Here is a 12,710-nt window from a genome sequence, read left to right on the forward strand (position 1 = left end):
AAAAAGAAGCAAAATAGGCTAAATTGCCTATTTTGCACTTTTCAATGTCAACTTGCTTTCTCTTTCGGTGTTTCGTATATATTAATTCCAGCTTCATTCAACATCCACTCAATATGGACTCCATAGCCAGAGGTAGGATCATTGACAAAAACATGAGTGACAGCTCCGACAAGCTTGCCATTTTGGATAATCGGACTTCCACTCATTCCCTGTACAATTCCTCCTGTCTTTTCAAGCAGCTTTGGATCGGTTACTTTAATAACCATGCCTTTCGTTGCCGGAAACTTTTGCGGGATTGTACTAACAATTTCGATATCAAATTCTTCAACTCGGTCGTCATTAACCACTGTTAAAATCTTAGCAGGTCCTTCTTTTACCTGATCGGATAAGGCAATTGGCAGTGGTTTATCCATTATGCCATTTTTTAAATCTCTGTTTAATTCTCCAAAAATCCCGAACGGACTATTCTTTTGAATGTTTCCAACAATTTCATGATCCGAAGAAAAACGGGCTAGCTTTTCACCTGGGTCTCCATTACTTCCTTTTTCAATAGATGTGACGGTAGAACGGACAATTTGACCATCTTCAACCACGATTGGTTTTTTTGTATCCATGTCTGAAATGACATGTCCAAGGGCACCATATTTTTTAGATTGCGGGTGAACAAATGTCATGGTACCAATACCAGCTGCAGAATCTCTGATATATAAACCAAGCTTATAGGTGCTTTCTCCCTTGTCTTTCAACGGAGTAAGCTTGGTTGTAAATTTACCACTTTCTCGGCTAATGACTAAATCGAGGGGTTTACCATCTTGCCCTGCCGATTGAACATATGGTGCTACGTCTGTCATCTTTTCAATTTTACTGCCATTGATTTCTGTAATGATATCCCCAACTTTAATTCCTGCAATTTCACCTGGAGATTTTTTTCCGTTTGCTGTGTTAATTAAATGGTGACCAACCACTAACACACCAACTGTATTTAGTTTAACGCCAATTGATTGACCACCGGGTAGTACACGGAAGTCTTTTAAGACCCGTACATCGACCTTTTTAATGGGGATCCCTGCGTATTCTAGAAGCATTTCGTTTTTGCCATATTCATTTGCTTTAACAGATACCGATTTTTTTCCCTGATTAAGAGTGATATTTGTATTGTGAGAAGCTATGGCGGCTGTTACCGGGGCAGCCTTTTGAAACGTATAATCTTGTCCTTCAAAAACGGTTATTGATTTTGGTATTGAAAGGTATTGCTGTAAGGGCTGAAAAAAAATAAGGCTAATTAATGAAACAAGGAGAATTCCACCAATAATCTTTCTAATTATTTCTAACTTCAAATCCTTCACTCTCCTCGCTTCTTTTCAACTGCACTTATAAAAATGGCTACATCTATAATTTTGCCTCCTTGACAATCATTTATAACTTCGTTCAACATAAAAAAGCTACCCAATTTGGATAGCTTTTCATTTTTTCTTATTTTTACCAGCTAATTGCAATAATTCCTCTGCATGCTGCTTCGTTAAATCGGTAATTTCTGTTCCCGAAATCATTCGGCCGATTTCCTTGATCTTTTCCTTTGTCTTTAAGGATGTAACAGAGGTTTTTGTACGGCCGCCCTTAATATCTTTGGCTATATACAGGTGTGTATCAGCCATAGCTGCTACTTGGGGTAAATGCGATATACAAAGAACCTGAGAACCTACGGCAACTTTATAAATTTTTTCAGCAATTGATTGGGCGACCCTTCCGCTGACACCAGTGTCTACTTCATCAAAAATGATCGAGGTTACCCCTTGATGTTTAGAGAAGATACTTTTTAATGCCAGCATGATTCGAGATAATTCTCCACCTGATGCCACCTTTGACAATGGTTTTAATGGTTCCCCAGGATTGGTGGAAATATAAAATTCGATATGATCGACGCCAGTTTTAGCAAAATGAAGCAGCTCGGATTCAAAACGAATTTCAAAAATAGTTTTTTCCATATACAGTTCTTTTAATTCCTGATGAATTAATTTTGTTAACTTTATTGCCCATTTACGGCGGATATCAGTTAATTGTTTTGCCTCAAGGGCTAAGTCTTTTTTTATAGATATTAATTCCTTTTCCAGCTCTCCAATATGCGTTTCTTTATTTTGGAGTGTTTCAATTTCTTCTTCAATTTTGGCAGCGTATTCTAATATTTCCGGAATAGTTTTCCCATATTTCCGTTTCAGTTGATTAATTTCATTTAAACGGGCTTCAATTTCATTTAATCGCTGCGGGTCATATTCTAGAACGTCTAATTCATTTCTTAATGTTTGTGCCGCATCCTCTAATTGATAAAAACTATTTGAAACTGAATCAGATAATTCCCGGTAGCTTGTATCAAGTGCAGCCGCCTCTTCTAGAGCTCCCATGACCATTCCTATCCAATCAAGTCCCTTTTGTTCCCCCTGTAAAGCGTTATAGCTTGTTTGGATGGCTTCAAATACCCTCTCGAAATTCCCAAGTCTTCTTTTTTCCTCAGATAATTCTTCGTCTTCGTTCGGCTTTAAATTTGACTTTTGAATTTCATCTAATTGAAATTGAATTAAATCGAGCCGATGGGCTGTCTGCTGGTCATTTTCACTCAAGGATTTTAGTTTATTCAGTGTCTGCTCATAGCGGCGAAAAACTTGGGCATATTCATTCAGAGCAGGATTAATTTCTTCCGCACCGAATTGATCAAGTAGTGGCAAATGTCTCGTTTCATCCATAAGCTCCTGATGTTCATGCTGACCATGAATATCGACAAGTGTAGCACCTATTTCTCTGAGAATGGAAATGGTCACAAGTTTCCCATTAATTCGACAAACACTTTTCCCTGTTCGAGCTATATCCCGACGTAATATAACCATGCCTTCTTCAATTTCAATGCCAAATTCACCTGCTTTTGACATAACAGGATGGTTAGGGTCATCTATTTGGAATAATCCTTCAATTACGGCTCTTTCTTCCCCATGGCGGACAAATTCAGCCGATCCTCTGCCTCCAACGATGAGGTGAATCGCATCAATAATAATTGATTTACCTGCACCTGTTTCCCCTGTTAAAACCGTTAACCCTTTTTCAAATGAAATTGATAAATTTTCAATAATGGCGAAATTTTTTATTGATAATTCTGATAACAAGGAACTCTCCCCCATTTAAAGCATGTCATGGAACCGGTTTGTAATGACCTCTGTATCTTCCGGAGTTCGACAGATAATTAACATGGTATCATCACCACAGATGGTTCCCAATATTTCTTCCCAATCGAGATTGTCAATTAATGCACCAATTGCCATAGCATTACCGGGCAGGCATTTCATGACCAGTAAATGGCCAGCGGAATCAATTCTGACAAACGCGTCAATCAGCGATCTTTTTAATTTTTGTAATGGGTTAAACCGCTGATCTGCAGGCAAACTGTATTTATAACGGCCATCTGTTAATGGCACCTTAACTAAATGTAATTCCTTAATATCTCTTGAGACGGTAGCTTGTGTTACGTTATAGCCTGCGTTCTTTAATTCATCCACTAAATCATCTTGCGTCTCAATATCATTACTGGCAATAATCTCTCTTATTTTAATATGACGCTGACCTTTATTCATTCTTTCACCTCGTAATAATAAAAGCGTAAGCGCCTTGGTTAGCCCCGACAAGCATAATACGAGCCGGCTGAAAGGTTGCTTTTTAACCTTTTGGACGGATTGGCTTATGGCCTCGAGGGGCTAGGCGCTGGAGCTAGACAATAAAAGAACATCAGTGTATGTCCTATTTACCAATATGTTAGCCCATTTCCTATAGAATGTACATTTTTTTCTCATAAAAATACATACACATGCAAAAGGATAGGCTATTAGCCTACCCTTCATCCTGTTTTGTGTGAAATTCCTTATGAGATTTCTCGACAATTTCAGCAGGCTGAATTTGCAGTTGATTGATCCCTGCTTCTCGTTCATTTTCCCATCTTAGGTGAAGCAAAAATTCAATATTTCCGTCTCCTCCGGTAATCGGGGAGAAGGATAAATTTTTTACAAGATAACCTTCCTTAATGGAAAAGTTAATAATTTTCTCAATGACTTGTAAATGAACTTTCTCATCCCGGACAATTCCTTTTTTGCCTACTTGCTCACGACCAGCCTCAAATTGCGGCTTGACTAAGGCAATTATATCACTTCCAGAAATTAATAGTGTTTTTAATACAGGTAATATTAAGGTTAAGGAGATGAAAGACACATCGATCGTTGCAAAGTTTGGCATCTCACGGCTTAAATCTGCTGGTGTTACATAGCGAAAGTTGGTTCTTTCCATTACAACTACTCGTTCATCCTGGCGCAGTTTCCAGGCAAGCTGATTATAACCAACATCAAGGGCATATGACATCTTAGCACCATTTTGTAGTGCACAATCCGTAAACCCGCCAGTTGAAGAACCGATATCCAATAAGACCTTCCCTTCGACATTAACATCAAAGACCTTTAATGCCTTTTCCAGCTTTAAACCACCACGACTGACATATGGAAGTACATTTCCTTTTATATTCAGGGGTATATCGACTTTAACCTTTTCACCTGGTTTATCTAACCGTTCTTCATTTGTATATACTAGGCCTGCCATTATGGCTCTTTTAGCCTTTTCCCTCGTTTCAATAAGTCCTCTTTCAACTAATAAAACATCTAAGCGTTCTTTATTTTTCATATATTAAGCCCTTTGTTGTTTTTTTCTGGCATTTGCTAAAATAGAAGTCCTCTTAATGGTTTCTTCAGTTGTTAAACCGATTTCCTCAAGTAAGGAATCAACATCACCGTGTTCAATAAATTGATCTGGGATTCCCATCCGGTCAATAAGTGCATTGTGATATCCCTTGGACTCCGCAAACTCAAGGATTGCACTGCCAAATCCGCCCTGTAAAATAGCCTCCTCAATCGTAAGGATAGGAGTACCTTTATCAAGAAGTCCAGTAAGCATGGTTTCATCAAGGGGTTTGATGAACCTGGCATTAACAACAGATATGGATAACCCTTGTTTTTCAAGTTTTTGTGCGGCCTCCATAGCCATTGGAATGGTAGTGCCAAAAGTTAGGATTACCGCATCACTTCCTTCTTTTAGCGTCTCCCAAGTGCCAATCGGTATGTTATGGAACGCTTCATCCATTGCTACCCCAAGTCCATTTCCACGCGGAAATCTCATGGCTATCGGTCCATCATCATAATTTAAAGCTGTATAAACCATATGCTGGCCCTCATTTTCATCCTTTGGCATCATTAAGACCATGTTTGGCATATGTCTTAAAAAGGCTATATCAAAAACCCCTTGATGGGTTTCTCCATCGGCACCAACTAAACCTGCACGGTCAATTCCAATAAATACATTTAAGTTTTGCCGGCAAATATCATGCAGCACTTGGTCATAGGCACGTTGTAAAAAGGTTGAATAAATGGCTAAGAATGGCTTCATATTTTGTGTTGCCAACCCGGCGGCCACAGTTGCCGCATGCTGTTCAGCAATCCCGACGTCAAACATACGGTCTGGGAACTCGCTTGCAAACCCTTCTAACTTTGATCCTACAGGCATTGCCGGAGTAATCGCCACAATTCGATTATCACTTCTTGCCAGCTTCCGGACAGTTTCACTGACTATACTGCTCCAAGCAGGCGGTTGTTTTTTTGATGGTTTAACAAAATCTCCTGTATCCATTTTATACGGTCCAGTCCCGTGCCATGTACCAATCTTGTCACTTTCAGCTGGTCTAAAACCCTTTCCTTTTTTAGTAATTACATGGAGAAGGACAGGTCCATCGGTTTTTTTAGCGTATTGGAGACTTTCAAATAAATTATCAAAGTTATGACCATCAATTGGTCCTAAATAGGTAAAGCCAAGCTCTTCAAAGAACATACCGGAAACCACCAAATACTTGAGGCTATCCTTTATTCTTTCGGCAGTCGCAGCAAGTTTTCCACCTACTGCAGGGACCTTCTTCAATAATACTTCAAGTTCATCTTTTACCCACTGGTATTTACCGGCTGTCCGCAATTGACCAAGAATATTATGGAGGGCACCGACGTTAGGTGCAATCGACATCTCATTATCATTAAGCACTACAATCATATTCTTTTTTTCATGGCCAATATGGTTCAATGCCTCTAGTGCCATTCCACCCGTTAAAGCCCCGTCACCGATTACTGGAACCACAAAGGATTTTTCTTTTTTTAAATCCCGAGCAATGGCCATACCCATGGCAGCAGAAAGAGATGTGGAACTGTGTCCGGTTTCCCAAACATCGTGTTCACTTTCACCTCGTTTTGGAAATCCGCATAATCCCTTAAATTGTCTTAACGTGTCAAATTCACAGGCCCTGCCTGTTAATATCTTATGGACATAAGATTGATGACCTACATCCCAAATCAGTTTATCCTTTGGACTATCAAAACATTTATGTAAAGCGAGCGTTAATTCTACTACTCCTAAATTTGGTCCGATATGTCCACCGGTTACAGATAATTTCTGAATTAAAAATTCGCGAATTTCTTGACTAAGAGCCTCAAGCTCCTGATTCGACATCCTTTTTAAGAAGGATGGGTCCTTGATTGATAATAAATCCATTTTTGGACCACTCACTTTCATACTTATTCGTTCTACCCTATATTCCTAGTATTTCTATCTTTATCTGAAAAAATAGCCGCTAGCACACTAAGTGATAACGGCAATTAACAACTTCACTAAAATGAGAACCATTAGTACATACTCATCCTGCAGCAAAAAAACACTCTAGTGATCCCTTGATGCAACTAAATCCGTTATTTCGTCAAGAAGAATGGTATTTAAGTCTGTCTTTTTTAAATATTCTTTGGACAGCTTAATTTGATTCTGAAGAGCATCTCTTGCCCCTTCCAAAGATAATAATTGTGGATAAGTGCTTTTATGGTTTACGGTATCACTGCCCACAGGCTTTCCAATTATTTGTTGATTGCCTACCAAGTCTAGAATATCATCCTGTATCTGGAAAGCAAGTCCAAGGTGATGTGCAAACGCTGAAAGGTTTTGTAATGAGTTTTCGTTTGCTTGAGCCATAATCGCTCCTGACACCACACTGAACTTTAGCATCTTGCCTGTTTTGTGAATATGTATATACTCTAGTTCTTCAAGGGACAGAACCTTGTTCTCCCCTTCCATATCAGCTACCTGTCCTCCTACCATTCCTTCAGCGCCGGCTGCTTTTGCCATTTCTACCATCAACCTCATTTTCACAGCCGGTGGAGCAAAATCAGCAGAAAGCATATTCATTACTTCAAAACTATAAGTTAATAATGCATCCCCAGCAAGTGTTGCAATAGCATCTCCAAACACCTTGTGATTGGTCGGTTTACCTCTTCTTAAATCATCATTGTCCATGCTGGGCAGGTCATCGTGGATTAATGAATAGGTATGAATCATTTCAATTGCAGCTGCAGCCGGAACCCCCTGTTTAGGGTCAATTCCGAATGCATCTAAAGTTGCAAATAACAATAATGGCCGAATTCTTTTACCCCCTGCTTCAAGAGAGTAAATCATAGAATTCTTTAAGACGGAAGGGGCATCCAGTTTTTCTACAAGCGCTCGAAGTTCCCGATTTAGCAGTTGTTGATATTCTTTTCTAAATGCGTCTAGTAATCCGGTTTTCAAGCCCTAATCCTCCTCTGCAATAGAAAAACGCTCAGTACGCCCATCCTCCGTAATAATTTGCGTAAGTTGTTCTTCCACAGTTTTTAATTTATCATGACATAGTTTGGATAGTTCCATACCTTCTTTGTAGAAAGTAATCGCTTCTTCTAATGGAACGTCGCCTTCTTCCAGCTTTTCAACAATTTCTTCAAGCTTTGTCATGGCTTCTTCAAAGGTTAAAGTTTTTTCAGTTGTCACTAGCTTCTCTCTCCTTTATGGTTTCCACATTACAGAAAAGGCTTCCATCTGATAATTGAATTTGAACTTGCTCATTTGATTTTACTTGTTTAACACTTTTTACGAGCCGGTTATCCTCAGTATAGGCTAAACTATAGCCGCGCTCCATTATTTTAAGAGGGCTTAAAGCCTGTAGTGTAGAAAGAATCCGATCAAATTCAGTTTGTTTTTTTTCATAGATTTGCGTTACCGTTCGGTTTAAATCCTTTTGTGTCCTTTCAAAACGTTTTTTTGCCTCCAGCAGTCCTTCTTTTGGATGTCTTCGCTGCAACCGTTTTGATAAGGTCTCATGCTGTTCTATTTTTACAGCAGATAATCGAGAAACTCCCCGTTTCAGTCCTTCAGTTAACCGATCTACCTGCTCAAGTTTTTGCTCATAAAGCCGATGTGGATAGCGAAATGCATACGATTTCTTCACACGGCTTAACCGTTCATTTTCAAATTTAAACTTCGCGCTCATCACACGAATCAGACGGGTTTGACGCTGCAAAACCCTATCCACTAGTTCTTCAATATGTGGAACCGCTAATTCTGCTGCTCCTGTTGGTGTCGGGGCACGCAAGTCAGCAACAAAATCAGCAATGGTAAAGTCTGTTTCATGGCCTACTGCTGAAATAATCGGAATGTTGGAAGAAAAAATAGCACGAGCTGTCAATTCTTCATTGAATGCCCATAACTCTTCAATCGAACCACCGCCGCGCCCAACAATTAAGACATCGATTTCTTTCATCTTGTTGGCCTTTTCAATGGCTTTTACGATGGAAGGGGCAGCATTCTCTCCCTGGACAAGAGCGGGGAATACAAGAATATTCGCAATAGGATAACGCCTTTTAATCGTAGTAATGACATCCCGAATGGCAGCGCCAGTAGGGGAAGTAATCACGCCTACTGTTCTTGGATATAGAGGGATGGCTTTTTTTGTTTCAGGAGCAAATAATCCTTCCGCTTCTAATCTTTGTTTAAGTTGTTCATATGCTAAAAATAATTCGCCAATGCCATCAGGCTGCATTTCTCTTATATATATTTGATACTGGCCGCTTGGTTCATATACACTGATTTCACCCTTAACAATCACCTTCATCCCGTTCTCTGGTGAGAATTTCATAAAACGGGATTGTCCGGCAAACATCACGGCAAGAATTCGGGCTTTCTCGTCCTTTAAAGTAAAATACATATGTCCGCTTGAATGCTGTTTGAAATTAGAAATTTCGCCTCTTACATGAACTTCCCGTAAATGGGGATCAGCATCAAATTTTCGTTTTATGTATTTTGTTAAAGCATTCACAGATAAATATCTTTGTTCCGGCATGAAGAGCTCCTTTTAACGAAAGAATAAAACTGTCCTTATCCATTATACATTTAGCTCGATTTTTTGTCTGTAAAAACCAATTGAACTATCTGTATGAGATAAGGACATATACTTTACTTAATCTCGAGCAAGACTTTCAGCAGCAGACTTCACGGTATTGTACATAAGCATGGTGATGGTCATTGGGCCAACACCTTTGGGAACTGGAGTAATATATCCAGCCTTTTCGGAAACTTCATCGAACGCAACATCGCCACAAAGTTTTCCGGCTTCATTACGATTGATTCCAACATCAATAATAACCGCACCCTTTTTAACATGTTCCGCCTTAATAAAATTTGGTATTCCTACGGCAGCAATCAAGATATCCGCTTGGTTTGTATGAAACGGTAAATCGTTTGTTTTCGAATGGCAGTAGGTAACCGTTGCATCTTGATTTAAAAATAATTGGCCAACTGGCTTCCCAACGATATTACTTCTTCCCACAACGACAACATGCTTTCCTGGAATAGAAATACCTGTTTCTTCTAATAAGACCATAATCCCATATGGTGTACAAGGCAGAAAGGCATTCTGGCCGGTCATCATCCTGCCAATATTAATTGGATGAAAGCCATCGACGTCCTTTAATGGAGATATGGATTCAATTACTTTCTTTTCGTCAATATGCTTCGGCAGCGGCAGCTGTACTAAGATTCCATGAATATCCGGGGTTTCATTTAATTCAGCAATTTTCGCTAGTAATTCGTCTTCAGAAACTTCTTCCTGCATTTCAATTAATAAAGAGTGCATACCTAGCTCTTTACATGCCTTTTCTTTATTCGTCACATAAGTCCTTGATGCATGATTATTGCCAACGAGAATGACGGCTAAGCCTGGTGTTACGCCAAGATCTTTGAGTCTCACAACTTCTTCGGCAATTTCTAACCTTTTTTTTGCAGCTATATCTTTACCGTTAATTATTTGTGCTGTCATCATAATTCCTCCCCAGTCCCTAGAAAATAATCGATTAATCGTTATGAAGTTTTTCTTTTATATTAGATAAAACCCCATTAATAAACTTACTTGATTGGTCATCTCCGTATATTTTTGCAATCTCGATAGCTTCATCTAGTATCACATTATCTGGAATATCCTGAGAAAACTTCAATTCAAATGCAGCCATTCTTAATAAGTTACGATCCACAGTAGCCAATCGGTCTAAAGACCACTTTTCAAGATTTTCGCTAATAAGAGCATCGATTTCCTCTTTTTGTTCAACTACCCCTAGAACCAGTTGGTTCAGATAGTCATCACTAGTCTCTCCTTCTAAAACATGTTCAATCGCTAATGATGGCTCGGTGTCACTAACATCAATTTGAAAAAGTGCCTGTAACGCCTTTTCCCTAGCTGTTCTTCTTTTCATTCTACCTTTAACTCCTTTAGCTATATATTAACTAATTTTTGTTTAATTTTTGTTTTTGACCTGGCATTATGTACTTGAAACTAGCTTGCACATAAAAAGATAATAGCATAACTAAAAGGGAATCGCACGGTATGTCTTATTATTTTATAAAGGATCAGCCAGTCAATTATGGATTTGTACTTTTTTTCGCCAATAAATCGTTTTAAAACTCATGAAAAAATAGAAGAACCAAAGGATCAATACCTTTGGTTCTTAAAAGTTAAAGTTCAGCGTCAATTTCCTGTTCGTTCTTTTGATTTTCAAATTGAATTCCGACTACGTGAATGTTTACTTCCTCTGCATCTAATGCAGTCATATTCAACAAGGCTTGACGAATATTATCTTGAACCTTTCCTGCAACCGTTGGAATAGATGTACCAAACTTCATTAAGCAATAGACATCCACTTTAATTCCTGTTTCACTAAGTTCTACCTTAACACCTTTACCGTGATTTTTTTTCCCTAGACGTTCCACAACGCCCGTTGCAAAATTGCCGCGCATCCCAGATACACCATCCACCTCGGATGCTGCAATTCCTGCGATCACTTCAATAACCTCCGGGGCAATTTCAATTTTACCATGACCATTGCTTCCTTGATCCATTTCCAAGACACTAAATTCGCTCATATTAAACACCTCCAAATTTTAGACAGACTTCATCACATCATGTAATTCAAGAAATTTCGTATTAAAATTGCCTTCAACGAAATTTTCATGCTCTAACAATTTTAAATGGAACGGGATGGTTGTATGAATGCCTTCCACAACAAACTCACTTAACGCCCGCTTCATTCTTGAGATGGCTTCTTCTCTGGTGTTCCCATATGCGATAACCTTCGCAATCATGGAATCATAGTATGGCGGAATGGTATATCCTGGATACGCTGCTGAATCAATACGAACTCCTAATCCACCTGGCGGTAAATACATCTTAATTTTCCCTGCTGAAGGAAGAAAGTTCTTCTCTGGATTCTCTGCATTAATCCGGCACTCAATGGCCCAGCCTGTAAACGTAACATCCTGCTGTTTAAGGGTTAGTTTTTCACCATTTGCCACGCGGATTTGTTCTTTAATCAGGTCAGTCCCAGTGACCATTTCTGTCACAGGATGTTCAACCTGGATTCTTGTGTTCATTTCCATAAAATAAAACTTGCGATTACGATAATCATAGATAAATTCTACGGTGCCGGCACCCGAATAATCAACTGCTTGTGCAGCTTTTACGGCTGCGCTTCCCATTTCTTCACGAATCTCACCATCTAAAGCAGGTGATGGCGATTCTTCCAACAGTTTTTGAAGCCGGCGCTGGATAGAGCAATCTCTTTCACCTAAGTGAATCGTATTTCCATGTTTATCGGCAAGTACTTGTATTTCTACGTGACGGAAATCCTCAATATATTTTTCTATGTAGACCCCAGAGTTTCCGAAAGCCGTCAACGCTTCCTGCTGTGTGATATTAATACCTTTTATTAATTCCTGCTCATTTTTAGCAACACGGATCCCTTTACCGCCTCCGCCTGCAGTTGCCTTAATGATGACAGGGTATTCGATTTGCTTCACAAGCTCAAGTGCTTCATCAATATCATTAATAATCCCTGTAGATCCTGGAACAATTGGTACTCCGGCTTTACGCATCGTTTCCCTTGCAATGTCCTTGGTTCCCATTTTTGTGATCGCTTCTGGACTTGGCCCAACAAAGGTGATATTGCATTCTCTACAGAGTTCTGCAAAGTCTGCATTTTCAGCAAGGAAACCATATCCCGGGTGAATCGCATCACATGAGGTCAAGTTTGCAACACTGATTATATTTGTAACGTTTAAATAACTGTCTTTTGATGATGTTGGTCCTATGCAATAGGCTTCATCTGCGAGTTGAACATGCAGGGCTTCACGGTCGGCTTCTGAGTATACAGCTACCGATTCAATTCCCATTTCCCGACAGGCACGAATAATCCTAACGGCAATTTCTCCTCTGTTTGCAATTAACAGTTTCTTTATCATCCTGTTAT

The 12,710-nt window shown here is 39.3% G+C and carries 12 protein-coding genes; all 12 read right to left on the reverse strand.

Features of this window, described 5'->3' with window-relative positions:
• Positions 1-47: 47 nt before the first annotated feature.
• The 12 genes from spoIVB to accC all read right to left on the reverse strand — a co-directional run bounded on the left by spoIVB (position 48) and on the right by accC (position 12,702).
• The gene (gene spoIVB, locus J7E81_RS14975; RefSeq protein WP_374104046.1) at positions 48-1,346 is read right to left on the reverse strand and encodes a SpoIVB peptidase; all 1,299 of its coding nucleotides are present in this window, start codon (positions 1,344-1,346) and stop codon (positions 48-50) included.
• 117 nt (positions 1,347-1,463) lie between these two features.
• The gene (gene recN / locus J7E81_RS14980) at positions 1,464-3,152 is read right to left on the reverse strand and encodes a DNA repair protein RecN (RefSeq protein ID WP_215043377.1); all 1,689 of its coding nucleotides are present in this window, start codon (positions 3,150-3,152) and stop codon (positions 1,464-1,466) included.
• A 15-nt stretch (positions 3,153-3,167) separates the two neighbouring features.
• The gene (ahrC, locus tag J7E81_RS14985) at positions 3,168-3,617 is read right to left on the reverse strand and encodes a transcriptional regulator AhrC/ArgR (protein ID WP_215043379.1); all 450 of its coding nucleotides are present in this window, start codon (positions 3,615-3,617) and stop codon (positions 3,168-3,170) included.
• Positions 3,618-3,870: 253 nt separating this feature from the next.
• Positions 3,871-4,707, reverse strand: a complete 837-nt coding sequence (locus J7E81_RS14990) for a TlyA family RNA methyltransferase (protein ID WP_215043381.1) — start codon at positions 4,705-4,707, stop codon at positions 3,871-3,873.
• A gap of 3 nt (positions 4,708-4,710) precedes the next feature.
• Positions 4,711-6,612, reverse strand: coding sequence for a 1-deoxy-D-xylulose-5-phosphate synthase (gene dxs, locus J7E81_RS14995; protein WP_215043383.1), 1,902 nt, complete (start codon positions 6,610-6,612; stop codon positions 4,711-4,713).
• Positions 6,613-6,777: 165 nt separating this feature from the next.
• On the reverse strand, positions 6,778-7,671 hold the full coding sequence (locus J7E81_RS15000) for a polyprenyl synthetase family protein (protein ID WP_285292019.1): 894 nt from the start codon (positions 7,669-7,671) through the stop codon (positions 6,778-6,780).
• Between the two features lie 3 nt (positions 7,672-7,674).
• Positions 7,675-7,908 (reverse strand): exodeoxyribonuclease VII small subunit, encoded by a 234-nt coding sequence (locus J7E81_RS15005; protein ID WP_215043384.1) that lies wholly within the window; start codon positions 7,906-7,908, stop codon positions 7,675-7,677.
• Entirely contained in the window at positions 7,898-9,256 is a 1,359-nt protein-coding gene (gene xseA / locus J7E81_RS15010) for an exodeoxyribonuclease VII large subunit (protein ID WP_215043386.1), read from the reverse strand. Before xseA ends, J7E81_RS15005 begins: the two co-directional genes overlap by 11 nt.
• 117 nt (positions 9,257-9,373) lie before the next feature.
• Positions 9,374-10,231 carry a bifunctional methylenetetrahydrofolate dehydrogenase/methenyltetrahydrofolate cyclohydrolase FolD gene (gene folD / locus J7E81_RS15015; protein ID WP_215043388.1) on the reverse strand — a complete coding sequence of 286 codons (858 nt, stop codon included), beginning with the start codon at positions 10,229-10,231 and terminating at the stop codon, positions 9,374-9,376.
• 34 nt (positions 10,232-10,265) lie between these two features.
• A complete protein-coding gene (gene nusB, locus J7E81_RS15020; RefSeq protein ID WP_215043390.1) occupies positions 10,266-10,661 on the reverse strand; it encodes a transcription antitermination factor NusB in 396 nt (131 codons plus the stop codon).
• A 259-nt stretch (positions 10,662-10,920) separates the two neighbouring features.
• Positions 10,921-11,328, reverse strand: a complete 408-nt coding sequence (locus J7E81_RS15025) for an Asp23/Gls24 family envelope stress response protein (protein ID WP_215043392.1) — start codon at positions 11,326-11,328, stop codon at positions 10,921-10,923.
• Between the two features lie 18 nt (positions 11,329-11,346).
• Positions 11,347-12,702: an acetyl-CoA carboxylase biotin carboxylase subunit gene (accC, locus tag J7E81_RS15030; protein WP_215043394.1), complete on the reverse strand. Its 1,356-nt coding sequence runs from the start codon at positions 12,700-12,702 to the stop codon at positions 11,347-11,349.
• Positions 12,703-12,710: the final 8 nt, after the last annotated feature.

The sequence above is a fragment of the Bacillus sp. ISL-18 genome (genome assembly GCF_018613415.1).
GTDB lineage: Bacteria > Bacillota > Bacilli > Bacillales > Cytobacillaceae > Neobacillus.